Origin of the sequence: Phaeobacter sp. QD34_24 (assembly GCF_028890115.1) — a bacterium.
Taxonomy (GTDB): domain Bacteria; phylum Pseudomonadota; class Alphaproteobacteria; order Rhodobacterales; family Rhodobacteraceae; genus Phycobacter.
In genome coordinates, this window is record NZ_JARCJD010000008.1 from 81,250 (window position 1) to 106,288 (window position 25,039).

The following is a 25,039-nucleotide window of genomic DNA, read 5'->3' on the forward strand; positions in this document are numbered from 1 at the left end:
TCTCGCCAGCAAGACTGCCTGAAAATTGACCTCAACCCAAAAAGATCGCCCGCTTTTTCAGCAATCGAGGATTCCGCCCCCCGGGATCGGTGCAAGGGTTTGCCAACCTTGCCGCGCTGCAGAAACCTGACTGCGGGCCGTGTGACCTCATCTGAGTGAGAGCAAGCGCGGGCCTTGGGAGTGTGGCGGCCACACGAATTGGACCTCGATCAGACCGCCACACGTTTTGCAACAACAGTTGCAGGGCTGACCTAGTACCGCCGCTCTTGGCTGACAAGAGAAGAGACGGAACAGGAATGCCCTGCTTGGAGGGAATAATGAGCTTTTTCAAGAAAACCGCTGCCAGCGTGCTGGCCCTGGGCCTGACTGCCGGTGCCGGTCTTGCTGCCGATTGCACCATCAAGGTGGGTGTTCTGCACTCGCTGTCGGGCACCATGGCGATTTCCGAAACCACGCTGAAGGACACCATGCTGATGCTGGTGGCCGATCAGAACGAAAAGGGCGGCCTGCTGGGCTGCGAGCTGGAAGCGGTCGTGGTCGACCCGGCTTCCGACTGGCCGCTGTTTGCCGAAAAGGCGCGCGAGCTGCTGACCGTGCATGAAGTCGACGTGATCTTCGGCAACTGGACCTCCGTCAGCCGCAAATCCGTGCTGCCCGTCATCGAAGAGCTGAACGGCCTTCTGTTCTACCCCGTCCAGTATGAGGGCGAGGAAAGCTCCAAGAACGTCTTCTACACCGGTGCCGCGCCCAACCAGCAGGCGATCCCCGCGACGGATTACTTCCTTGAGGAACTGGGCGTCGAGAAATTCGCGCTGCTGGGCACCGACTATGTCTATCCGCGCACGACCAACAACATCCTGGAAAGCTATCTCAAGGGCAAAGGCATCGCCGAAAGCGATATCTTCGTGAACTACACGCCCTTTGGTCATTCCGACTGGTCCAAGATCGTTGCCGACGTGGTGGCGCTGGGCGCGGATGGCAAGAAGGTCGGCGTGATCTCCACCATCAACGGCGACGCCAACATCGGCTTCTACAAGGAACTGGCGGCGGCAGGTATCTCCGCCGATGACATCCCGGTCGTGGCCTTCTCGGTCGGCGAAGAGGAACTGTCGGGTCTGGATACGTCGAACTTGGTTGGCCACCTGGCGGCCTGGAACTACTTCCAGTCGGCTGACACCGAAGCCAACGAGGCCTTCGTTGCCAAGTGGAAAGAGGTCATGGGCGAAGAGCGTGTGACCAATGACCCGATGGAAGCGCATTACATCGGCTTCAACATGTGGGCCAATGCGGTGACCGCCGCCGGTACGGCTGACGTGGATGCGGTGCGTAGCGCCATGTACGGTCAGGAGTTCCCGAACCTCACCGGTGGCACCGCCGTGATGCTGCCGAACCACCACCTGGCCAAGCCGGTGCTGATCGGCGAGATCCAGGAAGACGGCCAGTTCGACATCATCTCCGCAACCGAGCCGGTGCCGGGCGATGCATGGACCGACTTCCTGCCGGAATCGGCGGTTCTGATGTCCGACTGGAAGGATCTGGGCTGCGGTATGTACAACACCGAGACCAAGACCTGCGTGCAGACGCTTTCGAACTACTGATCTTCTGAACCGAGAAGACCAAGGTCGCGGCGGGGGCTTTCATAGCCTCCGCCCCGGCTGACGCCCTCGACCGGACGCCGGAGCGGAGTCTTTGGGGGCATCACTTTCAGGGCGGATCTCAACGACATGAAACGACTATTCCTTGCCTGCCTCGCGCTGATCTGCGCGTGCCAGGTCAGCCTTGCCCAGACCCCGGCGGGCAGCGGCCCCCTGCAGCAGCTCTTGCAGGACAACCGCGCGCTGATCGAGAAAAGCTCGCGCAAGACCATCGGGCCGGTGATCGACAGTATCGCCTCCAGCGGTCTGCCGCAGGCGCGGAGCTTCCTGGAGGCCTGGCAGGCCAAGGAGATCTGGCAACGCAAGGAGGACGGTCTGTTCTTCATCGGCGCGGAAGTTGCCAAACGCAGCTATGCCCTCAGCGACCCGGACGATGGCGCCGTGGTCGGAGATTATGACAAGGGTGATCTGAAACAGCTGAAACCCAATAGCGGCGTGCGGGCGATGATCGCCACCGCGCTGGTGCAGTTCCAGCTGAGTGATCCGGATCCCGCCACCCGGGCCGAGGCCCTGCTGGCCATTGAACGTGCACCCGGTGCCGAACTGCTGGCACCTCTGCGTGCCTCGATCGACGGCGAGAAAGACCCGGCGCTGAAGGCCCGCAAGACGCGGCTCGCCCTGCTGTTGACCATCGCCTATGGCGCGGATGAGGCAAAGCGGATCGCCGCCATCGAAGGTCTGTCCGGGGACCTCAGCGTCGATGTGCGCGCGGCGCTCAATCCGCTGGTGGCCGTCACCGTAGAGCTGGCCAAGGAAGTGCCACAGGGCCGCAATATCGCCCGCACCCTGACCCCCGGCGAAGAGGGCCTGTCCCGCAATGATGCCTATGACATGCTGGTTGCTGCAGGTCATGTGCCCAAACGCACCACCCCGGATGCGCTGCGTCAGGCCCTTGCAGCAAATATCGAGGGCGGCCGGGTGGCAGGTGTTCCGGTGGCGCAGCTTTCCAACGAACTGGTCCGGGAGAAGGTATACGAGGGCCTTGCCTCGGACGGAAAGGTGCCGCCTTTCGTGGGTGAGGATGCCATCACCATTGCCCTGAACCGCTATGTATTCTTCGAAACCTACGCCGAGCCATCTGGTGCCGTGACCGATGCCGCGCGGCAGGCGCTGGAGCGTATCGGCACCAAGGTTGCACTCAACCAGGCGGTGGATCTGGGTCTGGATGCTATCTCGCTCGCCTCGATCTATTTCCTGGCGGCGATCGGCCTTGCCATCACCTTCGGCCTGATGGGGGTCATCAACATGGCCCATGGCGAGTTCATCATGATGGGCGCCTACACAGGCTACGTGGTGCAGCAGGTGATCCCGAACCACACGGTGTCGATCCTTGTCGCCATTCCACTGGCCTTTGGCGTCACATTCGCGGCTGGTGTCGCGATGGAGCGGCTGGTGATCCGGCATCTCTACAACCGCCCGCTGGAGACCCTCTTGGCGACCTTCGGGATCTCCATCGCGCTACAGCAGCTCGCGAAGAACATCTTCGGAACGCAGGCGCGCCCGCTGACGGCGCCGGGCTGGCTGGATGGCGCCTGGGTGATCAACGATGTGGTCTCGATCAGCTATATCCGGATCGCGATTTTCGTGCTGGCGCTGATCTTCCTGGCGCTGTTCCTCTTCATCATGCGGCGCACGCGGCTGGGGCTTGAGACCCGCGCGGTGACGCAGAACCCGCGCATGGCGTCCTCCATGGGGATCAATCCGGGGCGGGTGAACATGCTGACCTTTGGTCTGGGATCGGGCATTGCCGGGATCGCGGGCGTTGCCATCGGTCTCTTCGCCAAAGTCACCTCGGAGCTGGGGCAAGACTATATCGTGCAAAGCTTCATGACCGTGGTTGTGGGCGGTGTCGGCAATATCTTCGGCACCCTTGCCGGTGCGGCGATGATCGGCTCCCTGCAAAAGGGGATCGAATGGCTGAACCCGTCCAACACGCTGGCGGCGCAGACCTATATGATCATCTTCATCATCATCTTCATTCAGTTCCGCCCCAGAGGGATCATCGCCCTCAAGGGCCGTGCGGCGGGGGATTGATCCATGCGACAGTCATTCATTGCAAAGAACCCATCGGTTCTGGTCTTCCTTTCGATCCTCGCGCTGTTCACCCTCTTGGTGACCGTGTTTGCCGAGGGACCGGGGGCCGGGCTGATCCCCACGAGTTTTGTGAAAACGCTGGGCAAGACCCTGTGCCTGTGCCTGATCGCCATCGCCATGGATCTGATCTGGGGCTACACCGGTATCCTGTCGCTGGGCCATTTCGCCTTCTTTGGCTTGGGCGGTTACATGATCGGCATGTGGCTGATGTATGAGCGCACCCGCCTGATCGTGAGTGACGCGCTGGCGCAGGGCGACATCCCCCCGACCGAGGCAGAGGTGGTCGATGCCATCGGCACGCAGATCTTCGGCGTGGTGGGCAGCAGCGAATTCCCGGTGGTTTGGATGTTTGCCGACAGTCTGGTGCTGCAGCTGATGCTGGTGGTGCTGGTGCCGGGCGTTCTGGCGGCCATCTTTGGCTGGCTGGCCTTCCGCAGCCGGGTGACGGGCGTGTATCTCTCGATCCTGACGCAGGCGATGACACTGGCGCTGGCGCTTTACCTGTTCCAGAACGATTCCGGCCTGCGCGGCAACAACGGTCTGTCGGGCCTGCAGAACCTGCCGGGGGTGGAGGCGCCGCAGTCCGAGGTTTCCATGTGGTTCTTCTGGGCCTCGGCGCTGGCCTTGGGCCTTGGCTATATGCTGGCGGCCTGGGTGGTTTCGGGCAAGTTCGGCTCGGTCATCCGCGGCATCCGCGACAACGAGGCCCGCGTGCGTTTCCTTGGCTACCCGGTCGAGACCTTCAAGCTCGCGGTCTTCACCCTCACCGCCTGTATCGCCGCCATCGCGGGCGCGCTCTATTATCCGCAGGCGGGCATCATCAACCCGGCCGAAATGGCGCCGGTCGCCTCGATCTATCTGGCGGTCTGGGTCGCCATTGGCGGGCGCGGGCGGCTTTACGGCGCGGTGATCGGCGCGGCCTTTGTCTCGCTGGTCTCCACCTGGTTCACCGGCGGGCAGGCGCCTGACATTCCCTTGGGGTTCTACACCATCAAATGGGTGGACTGGTGGCAGGTGATCCTGGGTCTGTCCTTCGTCCTGGTGACGCTCTTTGCGCCGAAAGGCATCGGCGGCCTCTTTGACCTCCTGCCGCGAAAGGACCGCACATGAGCACGCTTCTGGAAGTCTCCGGTGTCTCCGTCAGCTTTGACGGGTTCAAGGCGATCAACAACCTGTCGTTCCAGATCGCCGAGGCCGAGCTGCGCGCGGTGATTGGCCCCAATGGGGCGGGCAAGACCACCTTCATGGATATCGTCACCGGCAAGACACGGCCCGACGAGGGCCGGGTGATCTGGGGTGAGAAATCCGTGTCTCTCCTGGACATGGACGAGGCGCAGATCGCGCGGCAGGGGATCGGTCGCAAGTTCCAGAAACCCACGGTGTTCGAGGACCAGACCGTGCGCGACAACCTGATGATGGCCCTGAAAAAGGACCGCTGGGTGATTGCGGTGCTGCTGTTTCGTGCTTCAAGCGCGGATAATGCGCGGGTCGAGGAACTGGCGGCAGAGGTCGGTCTTTCGGATCAGCTTGACCGCATCGCGGGAGAGCTGTCCCACGGGCAGAAACAGTGGCTCGAGATCGGCATGCTTCTGGCGCAGGAGCCGCGGCTTTTGCTGGTCGATGAACCGGCGGCGGGCATGACGCCCGAGGAGCGCGAGCATACCACCGACCTGCTGGTCGAGGCCGCCAAGACCCGCGCGGTGGTGGTGGTTGAGCACGATATGGAGTTCGTGCGCCGTCTCAACTGCAAGGTCACGGTGCTGCACGAGGGCGCGGTGCTGGCCGAAGGCGGATTGGACCATGTGACCTCCAATCCCGAAGTCATCGATGTTTACCTGGGGCGCTGAGCGATGCTGGATCTGAAAGATATCACCCTCCACTATGGCCGCAGCCGGATCCTGAACGGGATCTCCATGCAGGCGGATCTGGGCGAGGTCACCTGCGTGATGGGCTGCAACGGAGTTGGCAAGACCAGCCTGATGAAGGCGGTCACCGGCACCCATCCACGATCGGGCGGAACCATGCAGTTCGACGGGCAGGAGATCGGCGTGGTGCCCGCGCATCAGCTGGCCCGCGCAGGCATCGCCTATGTGCCGCAGGGGCGCGATATCTTCCCGCTCTTGACGGTGAAGGAGAACCTTGAGACCGGCTTTGCCTGCCTGCCCAAGGAAGAACATTACATCCCCGATCACATCTATGATCTGTTCCCGATCCTGAAGGACTTCCTGGCCCGGCGGGGGGGCGATCTGTCCGGCGGACAGCAACAGCAGCTGGCCATCGCCCGTGCCCTGATCACCAAGCCGAAACTCTTGGTGCTGGACGAGCCGACCGAGGGCATCCAGCCCAATATCATCAAGCAGATCGGCGAGGTCATCAAACTCTTGCGCACGCAGGGTGACATGGCGATCATCCTGGTCGAACAGTTCTTCGATTTCGCCTATGAGCTGGCCGACCGTTTCGTGGTCCTGCGCCGGGGCGAGGTGGTGCTGGAGGGCCGCAAGGGCGAAGTGGAACGCGATGCGCTGCTGGAGGGCGTTTCGGTCTAACCCCGTTCAGAATAAACGCTATTGGGGAAATTCCCCCTTGATCCGCTCGCCCCATTGGGGAACTTGGGGCCATGAGCGATTTCAACTGTCCCAATTGCGGCAGCGGCATCAGCCCTGCGATCAAGTCGATCAAGATGCTGAGCTGCCCCTCCTGCGGCACCAGCCTGTTTCTTGAGGACGAGGGTGCAAGGCTCGCTGGCGAAGCAGGCGTGATGCATGACGTGCCGATGCTCTTTGGCCTTGGCGATTGGCTACGGATCGACAATTGGAGATTCGCGGTTCTGGGCCATGCGCGGTTTTCCTACGGGCGCGGCACCTGGGACGAGTTCTTTTGCCGCCGCGAAGACGGCCCCCTGCGCTGGATCTCGGTCGATGAAGGCGACGTGGTGATCCAACAGGAACTGACGCGGGCGGACTGGCCCCGTTACGACGGAACGCTGCATCTGGGGCGGCAGATCGAATACGATCATGAAGACTTCACCGTGATCGAAATGGACGAGGCGACCTGCGTGGCCCTGCGTGGCAGTTTCGATCATCCGCTCAGCGTCGGGGAGCGCTACAGCTTCGTGAACCTTCAGGATCGTCACGGGCGGCTGTTGTCCGGTGAGTTCCAGGGCGACTTTCGCGACTGGTACAGTGGTGTCTGGGTCGATCCCTTTGATATCCGGGTCGAAACTGCGGGCAGGGCCGCGCAATGAGCCTCAATCCCGGTCTGAAATCCGTCGATTGCACCGCCTGCGGCGCGGGGCTGGATGTTCTGGGCGGCGGACGCGTCACCGTCCATATCTGCCCCTATTGCGGCACCGAGCTGGACGCGCTCGACAGCTACCGCGCCCTGCGCCGCTTCAACGATGTGGAGCGGCCCAAGACTCCCTTTCCCATTGGCACCACAGGGCGGCTATATGGCGTGGAGTTCACCGTCATCGGTCTCCTGCAGCACCGGGAGTTTTGGCAAGGGGTGGCCTACACCTGGCTCGATCATCAGCTCTATTCCCCGACCCACGGCTATGCCTGGCTGACGATTGAAGATGGTCACCTGGTCTTTTCCCGTCGCCATCGCGGCGGTGGCGGCTGGATGTCGGAGCGGCAGGTGGACACCTCGGAGTATCAGCCTGAGGTCAGTATCGGCGGGGAGCGGTTCCGCTACTACGAGACCTCCACCAGTACGATCACCTATGCCGAGGGCGAATTCACCTGGGCGCCGCAAAAGGACGAGCGCACCACCGAGGTGACCGCCATCTCCGATGGTGCGGGGATGGGGTTTTCCCAGACCGGAACCGAGCGCGAGACCTACCGCATGACCTATCTCACCCCGGAAGAGGCCGAGGACGCCTTCGGAGTTGCAACCGGCCTCATGCCACGCGGCGTGCACGCCCTGCAGCCTTTCCGGGAGGGGCCGAACCACAACTTTTTGACCATGGCGGGCATTGCCTTTGCGGTTCTGTGCCTCCTGATCGGCGGCATTCTGGCAGCGCGCCCCGGTGAGAGGGTGCTGTCGGACAAGCTGATCTCGTACGGGCAATTGCCCGTGGAAATCCCCTTTACCATCGAGACACCGGGGCGGCTGACGCGGATCTACCTCGAAGGAGACACCCGCAACAGCTGGGCCTATTTCGCGCTGGAACTGGAGGACCCTGAAGGCGAGCCGCTGTTCGAGGCGGGGCGCACGGTGGAATACTACTTTGGCAAGGATGCAGACGGTCGTTGGACCGAGGGGAACAACCGTGCCAGTCTGAGCTTCCGACCCGAAGTCGAGGGCGAATACACGCTCGCGCTTTCACTGGAGGAAGGCGGCCATTGGCAGCCAGTCTATCCCAAGAACAACACGCCCGCCGGACCTGTGTTCCGGCAATTGAAGATGAATATCCGCAACGATCTCTCGAGCGGGCGCTGGATGGTTGTACTGGCGGTGGTCTTTGGCCTGATCGGGGGCTATCCGCTGTTCCGGAAATACTGGCACGAAAAACGCCGCTGGAGCGGCAGCGACTGGATCGATGAGGACTGAGTGATGATAACCCCGTTCCGACTTGTTTTCCTGCTGCTGGCCGGGCTTGCCGTCGCCGGAACCTCCTATGTCGCCTACATGGGATACGGCAGCGAAAGCACGGATCTTGACCGATCGGTCAGGGTGGTGGGCGCCGGGCGCGGCCTGAATGGACATGTGAAATAACAAGAGGATCCCATGGAGTACTTTGCTGCAATTCAATTGGCTGAACTGATCAGCACCGTCTTTTACACCTTTGTCGGCGTGGCGCTGATGTGGGTGGTCTGGAAGGTGCTGGATGTGATGACGCCCTTTTCCATCGTGAAGGAGATCGAGGAGGATCAGAACATGGCGCTGGCCGTGCTGATCGGCCTGTTGTTCGTCTCCATCGCCATCATCATCGCCGCCGTCATCCTGTCATGACCGGGGCCGTCCCCGAGGCCGGGGAACCCCGAACCAACCTGCGCGAGACCTGGCTCTTGGCGGCGACCTTTCTGGTGGCTGTCTCGGGGCTGATCTACGAGCTGATCGCCGCCACATTGTCGAGCTACCTTCTGGGCGACAGCGTGCGGCAGTTCTCGCTGGTGATCGGGGTGTTCCTGTCTTCGATGGGGCTGGGTGCCTGGCTGTCACGCTATGTGACCCGCGCCATGGAGGGCTTCATCTGGGCGCAGATCCTTCTGGGGGTGGCGGGCGGTTTCATGGCGCCTCTGGTCTTCTACCTCTACGCCTGGAGCGGCGCCGTGATGCTGCCGCTTTATGGGTTGTTGATCCTGATCGGGGTGCTGTCGGGGATGGAGATCCCGTTGATTGCCCGCGCCCTGAAGGAGATCGGCGCGCCCGAGTTCCGGTTCGAGAATGTGCTCAGCGTCGATTACGTCGGCGCGCTGGCGGCCTCGGTCGCCTTTCCGCTGCTCATTGTGCCGCATCTGGGGCTGATGCCCGCAAGCCTCACCTTTGGAGCCTTGAACCTGCTGGTCGCGGGGCTGTCGCTCTGGGTGTTTCGCGCGGTGGCCAGTCGCACGGCCGTTGTGATCTGGGCGGCGGCGCTTTTTCTGACGCTGGCAGGGCTGGTGCAGGCGGAACGGCTTGTCTCGGTCGCCGAGGCGAACCTCTTTGAGGACGACATCATCCTTAGCGAGGCGACGCCCTATCAGCAGATCACCGTCACCCGCTACCGCGACCGCACGCGGCTGTTTCTCGACTATTCCATCCAGTTCGACAGCCTGGACGAGCATCGCTATCACGAAAGCCTGGTGCATCCGGCCATGGCCCTGGCGCCGCGCCGCCGCGATGTGCTGATCCTGGGCGGCGGCGATGGCATGGCCGCGCGCGAGGTGCTGAAATGGCAGGAGGTCGCGCATGTGACGCTGGTGGACCTCGACCCGCGTGTCACAGCGCTGTTCCGCGATCACCCGGATCTGTCGGCGCTGAATGATCACGCCCTGTCGGACCCGCGCGTGACCATCCACAACATGGATGCCTGGCAGTTCGCCGACAGCAGCGATCAGGTCTTTGATGTGATCCTCATCGACCTGCCCGATCCCAAGAACCTGGCGCTGTCGAAACTCTATTCGCGCCAGTTCTACGGCGCGCTGGTGGAGCGGCTGAGCGCGCAAGGGCTGATGGTGACGCAAGCCGGATCGCCGCTGTTCGCGCGAGAGGCCTTCTGGTCCATCGCCGCCACGCTTGAGGCAACCCGTAATCCGCTTGCTCCTGTACAGGGGGCGGGGCTGCATGTGCGCCCCTATCACGCCTATGTGCCCAGCTTTGGCGACTGGGGGTTTGTCATGGCGGCGCCGCAGGTCCTGACAGCGCAAAGTCTGCGTGACCTACCGCAGGACCTGCGCTTTCTGGATCAGCAGGTCTGGCAGGCAGCGCAGGTCTTTGGCGGTGATACCGAGCCGGTCGCGGTTGAGGAGAACTCGATCCAGTCCCATGCGCTGGTGGGCTATTACCTGGATGGCTGGTCGCGCTGGTTCGAGTGATCAGGCGGGCACCGGCACCTGCCGCGCCTGCGGCAGCAGGAAGGGCATATCGCCGGGGGGCGTGGTGTTGACCGGCACCGGGCAGCCATAGACCTCGGCCAGGGTGCGGTCTGTCAGCACCTCTGCCGGGGAGCCTTGTGCTGCGACACGGCCCGATTGCATCAGCACCACCTGGTCGGCGAACATGGCGGTGAGATTGAGATCATGCATCACCGCCACCACGCCGCCGCCCGCCGCCGCATAGCGTCGCGCCAGATCCATCACCGTGAACTGGTGGCCTATATCGAGGCTGGCGACCGGCTCATCCAGGATCAGCCAGCGCGGGGTGCCATCCACCACCGGCTCCCAGACCTGGGTGAGGACACGGGCGAGCTGCACCCGCTGCTGCTCTCCGCCCGACAGATCCTGGTAGTAGCGCCCGGCAAACCCATGCAGGTCCACGGCATCCAGGGCGTTCAGCGGCAGGTCGGTGCTTGCGGCGGAAAGGCCCGCGCTGAGGCCAAGCCGCACGATTTCCAGCACGGTAAAGGGAAAGGCGATGGTGGTGCTTTGCGGTTGCACCGCACGCAGGGCCGCCAGCTCCCAGGGTTGCAGCGTGGCGGTATCGAGACCATTCAGCAGCACCCGGCCCGAATGGGGGATTTCTCCGGTCATGGCCCGCAGAAGCGTTGTCTTGCCCGATCCGTTGGGCCCGACGATGGCGGTGACGCGACCCGCATCGGCGCTGAAATCCACCCCGTGCAGGATGGGGCGCTTTCCCAGATCAACTGTGATGTCAAAGGCTTGCATGTGTTTTCCGTTCAAAGTCCCAGGCCTGCGCGGCGCTTCAGCAGGATCCACAGGAAGACCGGCGCGCCCAGGACTGCGGTGACGATGCCGATCGGCAGCTCTGCGGGGGCGATGATGACCCGCGCGATCATGTCGGCGGCAAGCAGCAGCGTGGCCCCCAGAAGCGCCGCATTGGGCAGCAGCGGATGGTGATCCGGCCCGGTGGCAAGGCGCAGCAGATGCGGCACCACGATGCCGATGAAACCGATGCCGCCCGATACGGCAACGGCGGCGCCGGTGGCTCCGGCCACGGCCATGATGGCGATGTTCTTCATCCGCTGCACCGGGATGCCGATGTGACCGGCGGCGGCCTCTCCCAGGGCCAGCCCATTGAGGCCGCGCGCCAGGAACGGCGCGGCGCACAGCGCCAGCGCGATCACCGGCAGGGCGGCCAGCACCTTGGTCCAGGTGGCCCCCGCCAGCGATCCCATGCCCCAGAAGGTAAGATCACGCAGCTGGTTGTCGTCGGCCATGTAGACAAGGATGCCCGACAGCGCTCCGGCCAGGGCACCCAGGGCGATGCCGGCCAGCAGCATTGTCGCAACCGAGGTCTGCCCGCCGCGCGTGGCGGTGCGATAGAGGATCAAGGTCGATCCCCAGCCGCCAAAGAAGGCGGCAACCGGCACCAGGCCAGTGCCAAGCGTGTCGCGCCAGGCAACGGGCAGGAGGCTGCCCAGAACGATGGCGGTAATGGCGGCAAGCCCCGCACCGGCGCTGACGCCGACAATGCCGGGGTCGGCCAGGGGGTTGCGGAACAGCCCCTGCATCACCGCGCCCGAGACCGCCAGTGCGGCCCCGACAAGGATGCCCAGGCACAGGCGCGGCAGGCGGATGTCAAACAGGATGATCCGGTCCAGCTGCGACAGCTCGCGCCCGGCCAGGAGATCTCCAAGCGCCGACCAGACAGAGGTGCCCGCCGCCCCGAAGGTCAGCGATGTCACCGAGGTCACCACGAGCAGCGCCGCCAGCACCACCGTCAGGCGCCGGGCCTGGTGTCGGCGGTCCACCGGCGCCCCGGTGGAGCCGCCCCGAGCCTGATCTCCGGCCCCCTGAGGAGTGTCGGCGGCCAGGCTCATTCCGCGTGCCCCTCGTAGAAGGCCTTGGACAGGGTTTCGACCGTCTTGGCCGTGCGTGGACCAAAGCCCAGCAGCGACAGCCCATCCATGCGCACCAGGCGCCCGTTCTGCGCCGCCGGGGTTGGGATCAGCGCGGGCAGGCTGGCCAGCTGCTCCAGTGCGATGCCGTGATCGCCGCCCCGGTCCATTGCCAGAATGACGTCCGGCGCGGTGGCCGAGACGGCCTCATCGGTCATCGGCTTATAGCCCTCGAAACTGTCGACCGCATTGATGCCGCCGGCCATGCGGATGATACCATCCGCCGCCGTTCCGCGTCCGCTTGCCATGATGCGCCCACCTTGCGTCGACAGGATGAACAGCACCCTGACCGGCGCATCGCCCGCCTGCTCCCTGGCCCGGGCCTGAGCGGCCTCGAGGCTGGGCTTGATCTCGGCGATCAGCTCGGCCGCCTTTGCTTCGACACCAAGGGCGGTGGCGACGGTCTCGATCTTGGTGATCACGCCATCGGCGGTGTAGATCTCAGGCACTTCGGTATAGGCGACATCGGCCTTCTTCAGCACCTCGATGGTCTCGAGCGGACCGGAACCCGAGGTCGCGACGATCAGATCCGGCGCCACCGACAGGACCCCTTCGGGGGACAGGGCGCGGGCATAGCCCACGTTTGGCAGCGCCTGCGCCTCTGCCGGGTAACTGGAGGTGGTGTCACGGGCCACCAGCCGGTGTTCTTCGCCAAGCGCATAGACGACTTCGGTCACCGATCCGCCAATGCTGACAATCCGCTCGGCCGGGGCGGCCGCCGCCAGGGTGCCCGTGAACAGGGCCAGGGCAATACCCTTGGTGAGATGGGAGAGGGCCTTCATCACGCGGTCTCCAGCTCTGTCGTCAGCGAGGGCAGGGCGGCAACGATGGCATTCCACGCGGGGCGACTGTCGCTATCGTCGGTGCGACGCCCGAAGACCTGGAACAGGATGGTGCCTTCTGCGTCGAAGGCCTCGAATGAAATCGCATCGCCGCGCTTGGTGGGCTTGTTGACGGCCCAGACCTCGGCCACGTGATCAAGCCGCAGGTGCAGGTCGAAGCCGGGATCCAGGATGTTTTGCCAGGGCCCCATTTCGCGCAGGGTCTTGATCGGGCCGCCGTGAATCTGGATGCAGCCACGGTTGCCAACGAAGAGCATCACCTCGATGCCCTGATCGCGCACCGCCTCCAGCATCGGGTTGACCGTGTCCGGCGACAGCTTGCGGGCCATCGGCTCACCGACGATGCGGTAGGCGCCAAGGCGGTTCATCTTCAGCTTGGAACACAGGCGCTGGAACTGGTGGGTGTCGGTCATCTCGGCCCATTCGCGGCGCAGGATGTCGACCTTTTCGGGGTTCTCCCTGGCGCCTTCCGCAGCGGTGCGGGGAGCGACGTCCAGCGTGTCGGATTGCTCGGCCAGGGCCAGATCCGCAACCAGCGTTTCCCAGGCTTCCAGGTTGGAGGCCTCGCGCAGGTGCACCTTGTGGACGGCATCGCCCGCGGCATCGAAGAACTGGATCGAGCGGGCCAGCCCCTTCTTGCCCTCGCGCTCGACCGCGAAGGCATAGGCGAAATGCTGCAGGAACAGGCGCAGGTCGATCTCTGGCGTCAGCACCAGGCTGGTGCGCTCACCGCTGCGGTAGTGGCTGTAGGTGCCGACCTTTTCGATCACGCAGGATTCGTTGCGGGTCAGCGCCATGACCTCGCCCAAGGCCTCCAGCCGCGGGAAGACGTCATCGGGGCGCGCGGAGATCTGCGTCACGCCCGCGCCGCAGTAGGCGGCGACCAGCTGGGCTTCGGTGATGTTCAGCTTGGCGGCAAAGTCGCGGTCACGCATCTGCGCATTTTCGGCGCGCGCGCTGCGGATCTCCGCTGCGGAGGGGGAAGTCTGGGTGGTCATTTCGAGCCCTTTCGAAGACGGCCAATTGGCTGTTTTTGGCGACTGGAGAGGGCTGGCATGTGGCTGTGCGGCTCGGCAATTCGAGCGAGACAGCGAAGCTGGCGGTCAACGGATCAGCTGTGCTGAATTTTGTTGACTGTTTTTATCAGCTTTACTATCAGGCTCAAGTGGAAATTTGGCTTCCGCGATAGCAAATACTCATATGAATATGCGAACTCCGTGCCAGCCCCGCCGCAAGCCTTCGGTTCGAACGCAAGAAAGATGCGAAGGGAAAAGTGATGGGGAAATACCCTATTGGCATGCGGCTTCTGGGGACCGTTTCGGTTCTCGGGATGACAATTGGTACGGGCCTGCAGGCGCAAGAGCTGCCGCTGGACACCCAGGGAGAGGGGTTCCTGGGCACCGTTGAACTGGGTCAGGGCAAGCGCGAGGTGCAGACCGAAACGGCAACGCCCGAGACCGTGATCACCCAGGAGGAGCTGGACGACCGGCAGGCCGGCTCGGTGGCCGAGCTGATCGATTCGGTGCCGGGGGTGACCCTGGTGAACGGCAGTCGTCCGCAAGGCTCGGGCCTGAATATCCGCGGTTTTGGCGCGACCAGCAGCTATGGCACCGACCAGAAGGTGGCCATCGTCATCGACGGCGCCACTACCGGATCGGAAGAGCTCTATCGCATCGGCACGCAGCTGTTCACCGACCCTGAACTCTACCGGCAGGTCTCGGTCATTCGTGGCACCATCGGCAGCTTTGAGTTCGGGTCCGGCATCATCGGCGGTGTGGTCAAGATGGAGACCAAGGATGCCGCGGATTTCACGGGCGGTGAGGTCGGGTTGCGGTTCCGCCAGACCGTCGGCGCCAGCTCCAATGCCGAAGGTTTCGTGACCTCGTCGATCCTGGCCTGGCAGCCGACCAAGAACCTGGACGTTCTGTTGAACTACACCCTGCGGGACGTGGACCCCTACAAGGACGGCGACGGTCAGGTGGTCGCCAATACCGAAAGCCGGATGCCGTCATATCTCGGCAAGGTGAGATACCGCTTTGGCGACAGTATGGAGCATTCCATCACCGCCTCCTACAACTACTCGGAAACCGACGAGAAGGACGTTCCCTACGATACCTTCGGCACCACCGGAGGCTCCTTCGGCAATGTGGACCGCAAGGTCACCAACGAGATCGCGGGTCTGCGCTATCGCTGGAATCCGGTCGGCAACGACCTGATCGATCTGGATGTGAACCTGACCCGGTCCACCCAGCACATGGAATCGGACTATGTGTCGGGCTCAAGCCCGTTGGAGGGCACCCCCTCCGGGCCCATCGTCATCGGGTTGGCGGACGCGGATCAGGACTATGAGATCACCAAGCTCACTGCCAAGAACAGCATGTATTTTGCAACCGGCATGGCGACCCATGATCTGCGTGTGGGGATCGAGTTCATTCGCAGGGAACGCCTGGATGCGCCCTCGGCCCCCGGTGGCACCGATGACCGCATCGCCCTCTTTGCGGTGGATGACATCAGCATCGGCGATCATTGGACCGTGACGCCGGCCCTGCGCTACGAGACCCAGGACATCGAGGCGCACGACAAATCCGTCGCCTATGACAATTCGGCTCTGATGGGCGGTGTGTCGGCGCGCTATGCCTTCGACAATGGCTGGGCGGTCTTTGGTAGCGGTGCCTATACGGAGAACCTGCCGATCATCGATGACATGGGCAATCCCACCTTCATGACGCAGCCGGAACGCTCTCATACCTACGAGCTTGGCGCTTCCTATACCACGACCGGGTTGTTCCTGGATGGCGATGCCCTGCAGACCAAGGTGAACCTGTTCAAGACCAAGCTCTGGGATGTCACCTCCTATTCGGGGTTCAGCGGAGTGGAGAGCGAAGGTGTGGAGATCGAAGCGACATACAGCATGGAGAGCGGCTTTTACGCCGACTTCAACGCGTCGGTCGGCGATTACACCGGGATTTCGACCGCCGGTGTCAGCACCGTCTGGAGCAACGCTCCGGCTGACAGTGCACGTCTGACCCTGGGCAAGCGGATTGGCGAAGCCTGGGATCTGAGCTGGGAGCTGGTCGGCAGCAAGTCCTTTACCGACAGCACCGGCGCAAAGATCAACGGCTACGGAATCAGCAACCTGCGTGCGACCTACCGCGTGCAGACCGGCGCCCTGAGCGGTGCAGAGGTGCGTCTGGGCGTCGAGAACGCCTTTGACAAATCCTACACCGCCGCACTGGCAACTCGTAAATCCCCGGGTCGCAACGTCAAGCTGACCCTGGCCAAGACCTTCTGATCCAACTGCAATCGAAGAGGTACCACATGCAACGCGTGAACATGAAATGGGTGGCCCCGGCAGCGGTGCTGCTGGCGGGGCTGGCAGGCGCAGCTCAGGCCGATGATCCTGCCCTGTCGATCGAGCTGAGCACGGCAGAGCAGGTCGGCGAGGCCTGTCTGCTGTCCTTCGTGGCCCAGAATAGTCACGCGCAGGACATCGCCAAGGCGGTGTTCGAAACCGTGCTCTTCGATGAAAACGGACAGGTCGCCCGGCTGACGCTGCTGGACTTTCAGGATCTGCCCGCCGGGCGGATGCGGGTTCGCCAGTTCCAGTTCCCCTATGCCTGCACGGGGATCAGCCGGGTCTTGATCAACGGGGCCACCACCTGCGAGGGTGGTGGTCTCCCCGAAGGGGCGTGCAGCCGCGCCCTGACCCTGACCAGCCGCACCGATCAGGAGCTGATCGGATGATCTGGGTTCAGGAGGCGATCAATCGCATTTTGGACCTGGGCGGTCCGGTGGTGTTGCTGCTGCTGGTGGTGTCGATCCTGACCGCGGCCTTGGTGCTCTACAAGATCTGGCAGTACCGGGCGGCGCGGGTGGGGCGGCATGCGCATCTGTCCGCAGCCGTGACGGCCTGGGACCAGGGGGATCGCGACGGCGCCCTGCGCCATCTCGAAAGCAGCCGCTCCTATCTGGTGCCGGTCCTGCGCCTGGCCCTGTCCAGGGATATGGCACAGGACGGGGAGGCCGCCCTGTCGGATCGCGCCGATGCGGAGGCAGAAGAGAGCTTTGCCCGGCTCGAGCGCGGTCTGGGTGCCTTGGATATGGTGTCGCAGCTGGCGCCCCTGATGGGGCTGTTCGGCACCGTGATCGGCATGATCGAAGCCTTCCAGAAGTTGCAATCGGCGGGATCTTCCGTCGATCCGGCGCTTCTGGCCGGTGGGATCTGGGTGGCGCTTCTGACCACGGCGGCCGGGCTTGCGGTGGCGATGCCCACATCGCTGGTGCTGAGCTGGCTTTCGGCGCGGATGCAGCGCGAACGTGTCTTTGCCAACCGGGCCCTGCGCACCCTGTTCTGTCCGACCGAACGGTCAGCCGCAGCTCTCAGGTTGCATTCCGTCGGGGCGCCCCATGGCGGTTAAGCTGCAGGGCCAGGCCCGCAGGCGGCTGTCGATGACCTCGCTCATCGACGTGATCTTCCTGCTCTTGCTGTTTTTCATGCTGACCTCGACCTTCTCCAAATACGGAGAGGTCGAGCTGATGGCCGCCGGTCAGGGCACCAAGGTTCAGGAGCGGCAAAAGCTCTTCGTGACCCTGGGTGCCGATCGCGTCACCCTGAATGGGCAGCCCGCCGATCTGGACCGTATCGCCGATCTGGTGCGTCTGCAGCCGCAGGATGGTGGCGGTCACCTGGTCCTGATCAGCCCTGACGAAAGCGCCAATGCGCAGCGTCTGGTCGATCTTCTGATGGTGCTGCGCCAGGTCGAGGGCTTGCAAACGGTGGTGCTGGGCTGATGCGGATCATGCGGCATATCCAAAGCGAGCGCGAGCCGACGATCGCGCTGATCAACATCGTCTTCCTGATGCTGGTCTTCTTCATGATCGCAGGCACCCTGGCGCCGCCGATGGACCGGGAGGTGAAGCTGATCAACACCGCCGACCTGGAGGGCAGCGCCCCCCCGGATACATTGGTGATCCATGCCGATGGCGCTCTTGCCTATCGCGGTGAAGCGGTGCTGGATGCGGAAGCCTATGTCGCGGGCCTGAGTGAAGAGCAACGCGCCGCGCTGCGGGTGGTGCCGGATCGCGCGCTCCCCGCAAAAGAACTGGTCAAGATCGGCAATGCCCTGCGCGCTGCCGGGGCGGAGCGTGTGATCCTTGTCTCGGAAAGGGCGTTGAAATGAGCCGGGTGCCGCAGTCCCGCCTGGTCGCTCTGGTCGCTTTGGCCCTGGCCGCCATGGTCCACGCAGGCGGCGTGGCGCTGACCAATACGCCCAAGATAAAGCAGGCCGGGGGCGAGACGGAACTGGCCGCTGTCGGGGGCTCCTTCGCCAATCTCGCCGTGGGGGTGGAAACTCCCGAGCCTGCGGAAGAGCTGACGGAACAGCCCCAGGAACCCGAACAGACGCCCGAGATCGCCGAGCCGGTAGAGACCGCAGAGGCGCCGCCCCCGCCACAGGCGGTCACGCCGGTGATCCCGGCCATGCAGATGCCGCCGGTGGAAGAGGCTGCACCGACCCCTGTGGTGACCGCTGCCCTGACGCCCGGGATCGAGATTGCGCCGCCACGGGCCCAGCCGACCGAGACCCCGCCGCCGTCAGAGACCGCTGTGGCGCCGCCCGCGACTTCGGTGACAGAGACAGCCGCCGTCCCGCCGCCAGAGCCGGTTACCCCGGATGCGGCAGCCCCCGTGGCCGAGACCACGACACCGCTGCCGGTGCAGACGGCCATGACGCCGCCACCGCAACAGGCCGTGCAGGAGCCGGTACCGCAAGCGCCTGAGGTCACGGTTTCTCTCAAGCCTGTCACGCGCCCAAGCCGCCCGCCTGAACCGATCAAGGCGCAGCCGAAACCGGACCCCGTGCAGCCGGTGGAACGGGTCACAAAGCGGCAGGAGCCACCCGCGAAACCGCGCGGCAATAGCGATGTGAACGCAACACGGGGGGTGGCCCAGGCCACGGCGAAACAACCTAGTGGCCAGTCCCGCAGCGGCGGTGGCACGGCCAAGGTGCAGGGCAATGCTGCCGCCAGCAACTATCCCGGCCTGGTCCTGCGGCGGATCGAGCGGGCCAAGCGGCGTGCGACGGTGCGCGGGGTGGCCACGGTGTCCTTCCGCATCGCGCCGAACGGCGGCCTGGCCGCTGTTGGCCTTGCGCGCAGCTCCGGATCGGGCAAGCTGGATCAGATCGCGGTGGCACAGGTGCGCCGGGCCGCGCCGTTTCCACCGCCGCCCCCCGGAGCCCGCACCAGCTTTACCGTGCGGATCAAGGGTAAGTGAGGCGCGGCTGAACGCGATTTGATCAAAGATTGCCGCCACTCGGGGGCTGGGCTACATAGGCGGCACAGCATCAAGAACAGGAGCCGCCATGACCCCGCTTTCAGGCCTCAAAGTGGTTGAACTCGCCCGTATTTTGGCCGGTCCCTGGATTGGCCAGTCGCTTGCGGACCTGGGCGCCGAGGTGGTCAAGGTCGAAGCCGAGGCGGGCGATGACACCCGCCATTGGGGGCCTCCCTTCATCGAGCGCGAGGGCGACAAGACGGCGGCCTATTATTACGCTGCCAATCGCGGCAAGGACTGCGTGACGGCGGATTTCCGCACCGAGGAAGGGCGCCAGATCGTCCTCGATCTGATCAGGGACGCCGACATCCTGATCGAGAACTTCAAGGTGGGTGGCCTGAAGAAATACGGGCTGGATTACGACAGCCTGAAAGAGGTGAACCCGCGGCTGATCTATTGCTCGGTCACGGGCTTTGGGCAGGATGGCCCCTATGCCAGTCGCGCGGGCTATGACTTCCTGCTTCAAGGCATGTCGGGACTGATGTCGATCACCGGCGATCCCGACGGCCAGCCGCAGAAGGTGGGCGTCGCCATCACCGATATCGTGACCGGGCTATACGGCACTATCGGTATCCTTGCGGCGGTGGAGCAGCGCCACACCACGGGCAGGGGGCAGCATCTGGATATGTCGCTCTTGGATTGCGCCACGGCGATGCTGGCCAATCAGGCGATGAATTATCTCGCCACCGGCACCAGCCCAACGCGGCTTGGCAACGATCATCCCAATATCGCGCCCTATCAGGTGATGGCGGTGCAGGATGGCCATATCATCCTGGCCGTTGGCAATGACGGCCAGTTCCAGCGCCTGTGTGGCGTCCTGCAGATGCCCGATCTCAAGGTGGATCCGCGGTTCCTGACCAACCAGACGCGCGTCGCCAACCGCAGGGATCTGACCGCGCTTCTGGAGGCGGCGCTCTTGCACTGGACGCAGGCCGATCTTCTGGCCGCACTTGAGGCCGCGACGGTCCCCGCCGGGCCGATCAACACCATCGGTCAGGCCTTTGACGATCCGCAGATCCGCCATCGCGGCATGCAGATTGCGCCCGAAGGCGTGCCGGGCGTGCGCGGCCCCTGGAAGTTTTCCGATGCGGAACTGGCGCTCGATAAATCCGCGCCAAAGCTTGCCAAATAGCGAGGCACGGGGGCAGGGTGGCACCATGGAATTTGACATTGGATGACCATGATGCGCCCCCCCTATACCCTGATTGAAAACACCTGGATCCCGATGCCCGACGGGCGCCGCCTGGCCGCGCGCATCTGGCTGCCCATGGGCGAGGCGCCCTTTCCTTCGATCCTGGAATACCTGCCCTATCGCAAGCGCGACGGCACCGCGCCGCGGGACGAGACCACTCACACCGTCTTTGCCGCCAAGGGATACGCCTGCATCCGTGTCGATATCGCAGGCAGTGGCGACAGCGAGGGGCTGTTTGACGATGAATACTCCGAACAGGAGTTGAGCGATGGCGAGGCGGTGCTGGCCTGGATCGCCGCGCAGCCCTGGAGCAACGGCAAGGTCGGCATGATCGGTATTTCCTGGGGTGGCTTCAACGGCTTGCAACTGGCCTACCGTCGCCCACCCGAATTGCAGGCCGTGGTCTCGGTCGCCTCAACCGCCGACCGCTATGCCGATGACATCCACTACATGGGGGGATGTCTGCTTAGCGACAATGCCAATTGGGGCAGCCAGATGTTCGCCTATATGACGCGACCGCTGGACCCTGACTTGCGCCCCGATTGGCGCGCGGCCTGGCTGGAGCGGATCGAAAAGCTGCCCTTCATGTCTGCGGACTGGCTGCGCCATCAGTCCCGCGATGACTTCTGGAAACACGGGTCGGTCTGCGAGGACTGGTCTGCGATCACGGCGCCGGTGCTGGCGATCACCGGCTGGGCCGATGCCTACCTCAACACGCCTGCAATGCTGGCCGCGAACCTCACCGCGCCCACCAAGGCGCTGATGGGGCCTTGGGAGCATCGCTATCCGCATATCTCGAAGCTGGATCCGGCGGATTTCCATGGCGAGGTGCTGCGCTGGTTCGATCACTGGCTAAAGGGCGAGGACACCGGCGCCGGAGCCCTGCCCGATTACCGCACCTATATGCAGGAACATTTCGGCCCCACCAAGGAGAACAAGCCCCGGCAAGGGCGCTGGGTGGCGGAACAGCACTGGCCCTCGCCCAATGTGACCGAGCGGGTGCTTCATCTTTCGACAGGCAGCCTGACAGATACTGCGGGTGCCGGGACTTGCACAGTCGCCAGCCCGGCAACCGTCGGTCAGGCGGGTGGGTATTTCTGCCCGGGCATGCGGATCGACAACGAACTGCCCGGCGATCAGGCGGGGGATGATGCGCTGTCGGCCTGTTTCGACACCGCGCCGCTGGACGGTGAGTTGCAGATCCTTGGCCGCCCCCGCGTTCGCATCGCCTTTACCGTGGATCGCCCGGTGGCGCAGATCGTCGGGCGGCTTTGCGACGTGACGCCGGATGGCAGCTCGCAGCGGATCAGCTATCGCGCCTTCAACCTGACGCATCTGAACGGCCATGACGCGCCAGAGAAGCTGGTGCCCGGTCAGCGCTACGAGGTGGAATTCCCTTTGGGTGAATGCGCTCATGCGCTGCGGGAGGGGCATGTGCTGCGGCTGGCGCTTTCGACCTCCTACTGGCCCATCGTCTGGCCCGCGCCCGAGGCGGCAGAGATCACGCTGGATCTTGCAGGCTGCGCCCTGATCCTGCCCGAGCGGAGCGTGACCGAAGAAATCCCGCCCCACGCGCCCGGTCCCGCGCAGCCCTATCCGACGCTGGGCGGCACCGAGCTGCGAAGCCCCTCTGGTACGTCGGAGACGAAAACGCTCGCGGACGGCACGCTGGTGCTGGATACCTTTGACGATTACGGCGAGGCGGTGAACCCGCATAACGGTTTGCAGGTGGGCAGCCATGTCACGATGCACTACGCGATCCATCCGGATGACCCGGCCACGGCCACCTTCAAATCCGACTGGCGGTTCACCTTTGAGCGCGGCGACTGGCAGGTGGCGATCGATACCGAAAACCGCATGACCTGCGATACGCAGAACTTCTACCTCTGGCGCCGCATTCACGCCTATGAGGGCGGCGCCTCAGAGCCGGTTCTGGTCAGGGAATGGAGCGAAACCGTGCCGCGCGGCTGCCTTTAGGCTCAGAAGTCGAGGCCCAGATCCAGCGTCGGCGCCGAATGGGTCAGCGCGCCTGAGGAGATATAGTCGACTCCGGTGGCGGCGACCTCGGCAATGCGGTCAAGCTTCATGTTGCCGGAGGCTTCGGTCACCAGATGGCCGCGCGCCATCTTGACGGCCTCTGCCAGCGTCGGCGTGTCCATGTTGTCCAGAAGCACCACATCCGCGCCGCCGGTCTGCAGCACCTCATCCAGCTGGGCCAGCGTGTCGACCTCGATCTCCACCTTCATCATGTGGCTGACGCTGGCCTTTGCGGCCTGCAGCACGGCGGTGATGCCGCCAGCCGCGGCGATATGGTTGTCCTTGATCAGGATCGCATCCGACAGGCCAAAGCGGTGGTTGAAGCCGCCCCCGTGCAGCACCGCCTGTTTTTCGGCGATGCGCAGGCCTGGCGTGGTCTTGCGGGTGCAGGTGATGCGGGTGTCGGTTCCAGCTGTTTCGCGCACGAAACAATGGGTCAGTGTTGCGATCCCGGTCAGACGGCCTGCGAAATTCAGCGCCACCCGCTCGCCCGACAGGATCGAGGCGGCAGAGCCTTCGATGGTCATCAGCGTGTCGCCGGGCTTGCAGGCGCTGCCATCGGGCAAGAGCGTTTCCACCTTCAGACCGGCATCCACCAGGTGAAAGGCGATACGGGCGATCTGCATACCTGAGACAATGCCCTCTTGCCGGGCATTCAGCCGGGCAGAGTAGGTCACATCGGCCGGGATCACCGCGCGGGTGGTGATATCGCCGTTCTGGCCCAGATCCTCGTGCAGGGCGGCGCGTACCATGGGCTCCAGGATCAGGTCGGGCAGGGTGGCAAAGGCGGTGCTCATGCGGACTCCTTTGTGGCCTCGCCCGCGATCCGGTCGCGCAGGGAGAGGGCCTCGGTCAGGGTGATATGGGTGCGGTGGGCCTGGGCCGGCTCGGCCTCGGGGAAGTCATCGCGGTAATGCCCGCCCCGGCTTTCGCGGCGCATCAGGGCGGCGGCGGCGATCAGGGTGGCGGTGGCGCACATGTTGACGAAGGCTTCATCCTGCGCGTTCTCGGCTTCCAGCCGCGCGATGGTGGCGAGCGCCGTTTCCAGGCCCTGTTCGGTGCGGCGGACTCCCACATGGGCGGTCATGGTGTCGCGCAGGACCTGCACGGCGGTCGCGTTGGTTTCGTGCCGATCCGGGGCGAAGCTGATCTGAACGTCCGACAGATCGCCCTCCTGGGTCAGATCCTTCATGTCGGCAGCGGCGGTGCGGGCATAGACCAGCGCTTCCAAAAGCCCGTTGGAGGCAAGCCGGTTGGCACCATGCAGCCCGGTGGAAGAGGCCTCGCCGCAGACCCAGAGACGGCCAAGGCTGGCGCGCCCCTGCATGTCGGTGTCCACCCCGCCCATATGGTAATGGGCAGCGACGGCCACGGGGATCGGCTCATGCACCGGGTCGATCCCGGCGCGGGCGCAGGTCTCGGCGACGGTGGGAAAGCGGGTCAGCACCTTGGACCCCAGCGCTTGCCGGGTGTCCAGCACCGGGCGGCGCCCGGCTTGGGTCTCGGCAAAGATCGCGCGGGCAACGATGTCACGCGGGGCCAGCTCGGCATCCGGGTGGACCGCCAGCATGAAGCGTTCACCCTTGTTATTCCACAGGGTCGCGCCATCGCCGCGCAGCGCCTCGGTCGCCAGGGGGGCAGGGTCTTCGCCGATGTCAAAGGCGGTGGGGTGGAACTGCACGAATTCGGGGTCGGCGATGCGCACGCCCGCGCGGGCGGCAAGGCCGATGACCTGCCCCCGGATACGGGGCGGGTTGGTGGTATGAGCATAAAGCCCGCCCGAGCCGCCCCCGGCCAGCAATACGCCGGGACAGCTGATCAGCACAGGGTCCGAAGGCGCATCGGCGCGGGCGATCCAGACGCCGGTGACGGTGCCATCTTGAACTTCCAGCCTGACGGCCTGGGTGTTCTCCAGCACCTGCACCGAAGGGGCGGCGCGGGCGGCGGCCACCAGGGTTTCCATGATCTGCGCCCCGGCCCGGTCGCCCTTTACCCGCACCACGCGGGCGGCGGAATGGGCGGCCTCGCGGCTCATCACGTAGTTGCCCATCTCGTCGCGGTCAAAGGGCGTGCCAAGGTCGGTGAGGTCGAGGATATGATCGCGCGCGACGCGGGTGACCATGGCGGCCACGTCGGGGTCGACCGTGCCTGCGCCCGCCGCCTGGGTGTCGGCGGCATGGGCCTCGGGGCTGTCGCTCTGGTCCATGGCGGCGGCGACGCCGCCCTGCGCCCAGGCGGAACTTGCCCCCAGGCCCAGAGTTTCCGGAGAGATCATCAGGACCGGGCGCGGTGCCAGCTCAAGGGCGGCATAGAGCGCGCCAAGCCCGGCGCCGACGATGACGATGCGGCCGGTCTCGACAGGCGCTGTACGGGCCGCTGCCACTG

At 64.4% G+C, this 25,039-nt stretch carries 24 protein-coding genes; 18 read left to right on the forward strand and 6 right to left on the reverse strand.

The features are described from left to right. Nucleotides 1–317: 317 nt before the first annotated feature. The 10 genes from urtA (at nucleotide 318) to PXK07_RS08500 (ending at nucleotide 10,267) form a co-directional block, all read left to right on the forward strand. A complete protein-coding gene (urtA, locus tag PXK07_RS08455) occupies nucleotides 318–1,598 on the forward strand; it encodes an urea ABC transporter substrate-binding protein (RefSeq protein ID WP_274847781.1) in 1,281 nt (426 codons plus the stop codon). A gap of 126 nt (nucleotides 1,599–1,724) precedes the next feature. Continuing rightward, complete coding sequence (gene urtB, locus PXK07_RS08460; RefSeq protein ID WP_274847783.1) at nucleotides 1,725–3,689, forward strand: urea ABC transporter permease subunit UrtB; 1,965 nt, start codon at nucleotides 1,725–1,727, stop codon at nucleotides 3,687–3,689. A 3-nt stretch (nucleotides 3,690–3,692) separates the two neighbouring features. Further along, the gene (urtC, locus tag PXK07_RS08465) at nucleotides 3,693–4,859 is read left to right on the forward strand and encodes an urea ABC transporter permease subunit UrtC (protein ID WP_274847784.1); all 1,167 of its coding nucleotides are present in this window, start codon (nucleotides 3,693–3,695) and stop codon (nucleotides 4,857–4,859) included. Next, nucleotides 4,856–5,596, forward strand: a complete 741-nt coding sequence (gene urtD, locus PXK07_RS08470; RefSeq protein ID WP_274847785.1) for an urea ABC transporter ATP-binding protein UrtD — start codon at nucleotides 4,856–4,858, stop codon at nucleotides 5,594–5,596. The genes urtC and urtD overlap by 4 nt, the downstream gene beginning before the upstream one ends. 3 nt (nucleotides 5,597–5,599) lie before the next feature. After that, nucleotides 5,600–6,295, forward strand: a complete 696-nt coding sequence (gene urtE, locus PXK07_RS08475; protein WP_274847786.1) for an urea ABC transporter ATP-binding subunit UrtE — start codon at nucleotides 5,600–5,602, stop codon at nucleotides 6,293–6,295. Between the two features lie 71 nt (nucleotides 6,296–6,366). Continuing rightward, nucleotides 6,367–6,993, forward strand: coding sequence for a DUF4178 domain-containing protein (locus PXK07_RS08480; protein WP_274847787.1), 627 nt, complete (start codon nucleotides 6,367–6,369; stop codon nucleotides 6,991–6,993). Then, nucleotides 6,990–8,300 carry a DUF4178 domain-containing protein gene (locus PXK07_RS08485; RefSeq protein ID WP_274847788.1) on the forward strand — a complete coding sequence of 437 codons (1,311 nt, stop codon included), beginning with the start codon at nucleotides 6,990–6,992 and terminating at the stop codon, nucleotides 8,298–8,300. Before PXK07_RS08480 ends, PXK07_RS08485 begins: the two co-directional genes overlap by 4 nt. A gap of 3 nt (nucleotides 8,301–8,303) precedes the next feature. Then, nucleotides 8,304–8,465: a hypothetical protein gene (locus PXK07_RS08490; RefSeq protein ID WP_192967357.1), complete on the forward strand. Its 162-nt coding sequence runs from the start codon at nucleotides 8,304–8,306 to the stop codon at nucleotides 8,463–8,465. Between the two features lie 12 nt (nucleotides 8,466–8,477). Continuing rightward, complete coding sequence (locus PXK07_RS08495) at nucleotides 8,478–8,702, forward strand: DUF350 domain-containing protein (protein ID WP_274847789.1); 225 nt, start codon at nucleotides 8,478–8,480, stop codon at nucleotides 8,700–8,702. Continuing rightward, nucleotides 8,699–10,267, forward strand: coding sequence for a polyamine aminopropyltransferase (locus tag PXK07_RS08500; RefSeq protein ID WP_274847790.1), 1,569 nt, complete (start codon nucleotides 8,699–8,701; stop codon nucleotides 10,265–10,267). Before PXK07_RS08495 ends, PXK07_RS08500 begins: the two co-directional genes overlap by 4 nt. Here PXK07_RS08500 and PXK07_RS08505 read toward each other — a convergent pair whose 3' ends face one another. Genes PXK07_RS08505 through PXK07_RS08520 form a run of 4 tightly spaced genes read right to left on the reverse strand, consistent with a single transcriptional unit; the run spans nucleotide 10,268 to nucleotide 14,089 of the window. Continuing rightward, nucleotides 10,268–11,056 (reverse strand): heme ABC transporter ATP-binding protein, encoded by a 789-nt coding sequence (locus PXK07_RS08505; protein ID WP_274847791.1) that lies wholly within the window; start codon nucleotides 11,054–11,056, stop codon nucleotides 10,268–10,270. It abuts the gene before it with no gap. A gap of 11 nt (nucleotides 11,057–11,067) precedes the next feature. Beyond that, nucleotides 11,068–12,171: a FecCD family ABC transporter permease gene (locus tag PXK07_RS08510; protein WP_274847792.1), complete on the reverse strand. Its 1,104-nt coding sequence runs from the start codon at nucleotides 12,169–12,171 to the stop codon at nucleotides 11,068–11,070. After that, on the reverse strand, nucleotides 12,168–13,031 hold the full coding sequence (locus PXK07_RS08515) for a heme/hemin ABC transporter substrate-binding protein (protein WP_274847793.1): 864 nt from the start codon (nucleotides 13,029–13,031) through the stop codon (nucleotides 12,168–12,170). The genes PXK07_RS08510 and PXK07_RS08515 overlap by 4 nt, the downstream gene beginning before the upstream one ends. Further along, nucleotides 13,031–14,089, reverse strand: a complete 1,059-nt coding sequence (locus PXK07_RS08520; RefSeq protein WP_274847794.1) for a hemin-degrading factor — start codon at nucleotides 14,087–14,089, stop codon at nucleotides 13,031–13,033. The genes PXK07_RS08515 and PXK07_RS08520 overlap by 1 nt, the downstream gene beginning before the upstream one ends. Nucleotides 14,090–14,367: 278 nt before the next feature. Here PXK07_RS08520 and PXK07_RS08525 point away from each other — a divergent pair, with 278 nt between their 5' ends. The 8 genes from PXK07_RS08525 to PXK07_RS08560 all read left to right on the forward strand — a co-directional run bounded on the left by PXK07_RS08525 (nucleotide 14,368) and on the right by PXK07_RS08560 (nucleotide 22,594). Then, on the forward strand, nucleotides 14,368–16,383 hold the full coding sequence (locus tag PXK07_RS08525) for a TonB-dependent receptor domain-containing protein (protein ID WP_274847795.1): 2,016 nt from the start codon (nucleotides 14,368–14,370) through the stop codon (nucleotides 16,381–16,383). A 26-nt stretch (nucleotides 16,384–16,409) separates the two neighbouring features. Further along, a complete protein-coding gene (locus PXK07_RS08530; RefSeq protein ID WP_274847796.1) occupies nucleotides 16,410–16,835 on the forward strand; it encodes a hypothetical protein in 426 nt (141 codons plus the stop codon). Next, a complete protein-coding gene (locus PXK07_RS08535; RefSeq protein WP_274847797.1) occupies nucleotides 16,832–17,509 on the forward strand; it encodes a MotA/TolQ/ExbB proton channel family protein in 678 nt (225 codons plus the stop codon). The genes PXK07_RS08530 and PXK07_RS08535 overlap by 4 nt, the downstream gene beginning before the upstream one ends. Beyond that, nucleotides 17,499–17,882 (forward strand): ExbD/TolR family protein, encoded by a 384-nt coding sequence (locus tag PXK07_RS08540; RefSeq protein WP_274847798.1) that lies wholly within the window; start codon nucleotides 17,499–17,501, stop codon nucleotides 17,880–17,882. Before PXK07_RS08535 ends, PXK07_RS08540 begins: the two co-directional genes overlap by 11 nt. Beyond that, nucleotides 17,882–18,271 carry an ExbD/TolR family protein gene (locus tag PXK07_RS08545; protein ID WP_446728361.1) on the forward strand — a complete coding sequence of 130 codons (390 nt, stop codon included), beginning with the start codon at nucleotides 17,882–17,884 and terminating at the stop codon, nucleotides 18,269–18,271. The genes PXK07_RS08540 and PXK07_RS08545 overlap by 1 nt, the downstream gene beginning before the upstream one ends. Further along, nucleotides 18,268–19,365, forward strand: coding sequence for a TonB family protein (locus tag PXK07_RS08550; protein ID WP_274847800.1), 1,098 nt, complete (start codon nucleotides 18,268–18,270; stop codon nucleotides 19,363–19,365). Before PXK07_RS08545 ends, PXK07_RS08550 begins: the two co-directional genes overlap by 4 nt. Nucleotides 19,366–19,453: 88 nt before the next feature. Further along, entirely contained in the window at nucleotides 19,454–20,557 is a 1,104-nt protein-coding gene (locus PXK07_RS08555; protein WP_274847801.1) for a CaiB/BaiF CoA transferase family protein, read from the forward strand. Nucleotides 20,558–20,599: 42 nt separating this feature from the next. After that, the gene (locus tag PXK07_RS08560; protein ID WP_446728360.1) at nucleotides 20,600–22,594 is read left to right on the forward strand and encodes a CocE/NonD family hydrolase; all 1,995 of its coding nucleotides are present in this window, start codon (nucleotides 20,600–20,602) and stop codon (nucleotides 22,592–22,594) included. A gap of 2 nt (nucleotides 22,595–22,596) precedes the next feature. Here PXK07_RS08560 and nadC read toward each other — a convergent pair whose 3' ends face one another. Both nadC and PXK07_RS08570 read right to left on the reverse strand, forming a co-directional pair. Continuing rightward, complete coding sequence (gene nadC, locus PXK07_RS08565) at nucleotides 22,597–23,451, reverse strand: carboxylating nicotinate-nucleotide diphosphorylase (RefSeq protein ID WP_274847802.1); 855 nt, start codon at nucleotides 23,449–23,451, stop codon at nucleotides 22,597–22,599. After that, nucleotides 23,448–25,037, reverse strand: a complete 1,590-nt coding sequence (locus PXK07_RS08570) for an L-aspartate oxidase (RefSeq protein WP_274847803.1) — start codon at nucleotides 25,035–25,037, stop codon at nucleotides 23,448–23,450. Before PXK07_RS08570 ends, nadC begins: the two co-directional genes overlap by 4 nt. Nucleotides 25,038–25,039 lie beyond the last annotated feature (2 nt).

Bases quoted from the DNA above. Each gene is read 5' to 3' on its own strand.
- PXK07_RS08510 (WP_274847792.1), bottom strand. From the start codon at position 12,171: ATGAGCCTGGCCGCCGACACTCCTCAGGGGGCCGGAGATCAGGCTCGG.
- PXK07_RS08480 (WP_274847787.1), top strand. From the start codon at position 6,367: ATGAGCGATTTCAACTGTCCCAATTGCGGCAGCGGCATCAGCCCTGCG.
- urtA (WP_274847781.1), top strand. From the start codon at position 318: ATGAGCTTTTTCAAGAAAACCGCTGCCAGCGTGCTGGCCCTGGGCCTG.
- PXK07_RS08520 (WP_274847794.1), bottom strand. From the start codon at position 14,089: ATGACCACCCAGACTTCCCCCTCCGCAGCGGAGATCCGCAGCGCGCGC.
- PXK07_RS08505 (WP_274847791.1), bottom strand. From the start codon at position 11,056: ATGCAAGCCTTTGACATCACAGTTGATCTGGGAAAGCGCCCCATCCTG.
- urtC (WP_274847784.1), top strand. From the start codon at position 3,693: ATGCGACAGTCATTCATTGCAAAGAACCCATCGGTTCTGGTCTTCCTT.
- PXK07_RS08500 (WP_274847790.1), top strand. From the start codon at position 8,699: ATGACCGGGGCCGTCCCCGAGGCCGGGGAACCCCGAACCAACCTGCGC.
- PXK07_RS08540 (WP_274847798.1), top strand. From the start codon at position 17,499: ATGGCGGTTAAGCTGCAGGGCCAGGCCCGCAGGCGGCTGTCGATGACC.
- PXK07_RS08555 (WP_274847801.1), top strand. From the start codon at position 19,454: ATGACCCCGCTTTCAGGCCTCAAAGTGGTTGAACTCGCCCGTATTTTG.
- PXK07_RS08515 (WP_274847793.1), bottom strand. From the start codon at position 13,031: ATGAAGGCCCTCTCCCATCTCACCAAGGGTATTGCCCTGGCCCTGTTC.
- urtE (WP_274847786.1), top strand. From the start codon at position 5,600: ATGCTGGATCTGAAAGATATCACCCTCCACTATGGCCGCAGCCGGATC.
- PXK07_RS08485 (WP_274847788.1), top strand. From the start codon at position 6,990: ATGAGCCTCAATCCCGGTCTGAAATCCGTCGATTGCACCGCCTGCGGC.
- PXK07_RS08530 (WP_274847796.1), top strand. From the start codon at position 16,410: ATGCAACGCGTGAACATGAAATGGGTGGCCCCGGCAGCGGTGCTGCTG.
- PXK07_RS08550 (WP_274847800.1), top strand. From the start codon at position 18,268: ATGAGCCGGGTGCCGCAGTCCCGCCTGGTCGCTCTGGTCGCTTTGGCC.
- urtB (WP_274847783.1), top strand. From the start codon at position 1,725: ATGAAACGACTATTCCTTGCCTGCCTCGCGCTGATCTGCGCGTGCCAG.
- PXK07_RS08535 (WP_274847797.1), top strand. From the start codon at position 16,832: ATGATCTGGGTTCAGGAGGCGATCAATCGCATTTTGGACCTGGGCGGT.
- PXK07_RS08545 (WP_446728361.1), top strand. From the start codon at position 17,882: ATGCGGATCATGCGGCATATCCAAAGCGAGCGCGAGCCGACGATCGCG.
- PXK07_RS08560 (WP_446728360.1), top strand. From the start codon at position 20,600: ATGACCATGATGCGCCCCCCCTATACCCTGATTGAAAACACCTGGATC.
- PXK07_RS08525 (WP_274847795.1), top strand. From the start codon at position 14,368: ATGGGGAAATACCCTATTGGCATGCGGCTTCTGGGGACCGTTTCGGTT.
- PXK07_RS08495 (WP_274847789.1), top strand. From the start codon at position 8,478: ATGGAGTACTTTGCTGCAATTCAATTGGCTGAACTGATCAGCACCGTC.
- PXK07_RS08490 (WP_192967357.1), top strand. From the start codon at position 8,304: ATGATAACCCCGTTCCGACTTGTTTTCCTGCTGCTGGCCGGGCTTGCC.
- nadC (WP_274847802.1), bottom strand. From the start codon at position 23,451: ATGAGCACCGCCTTTGCCACCCTGCCCGACCTGATCCTGGAGCCCATG.
- urtD (WP_274847785.1), top strand. From the start codon at position 4,856: ATGAGCACGCTTCTGGAAGTCTCCGGTGTCTCCGTCAGCTTTGACGGG.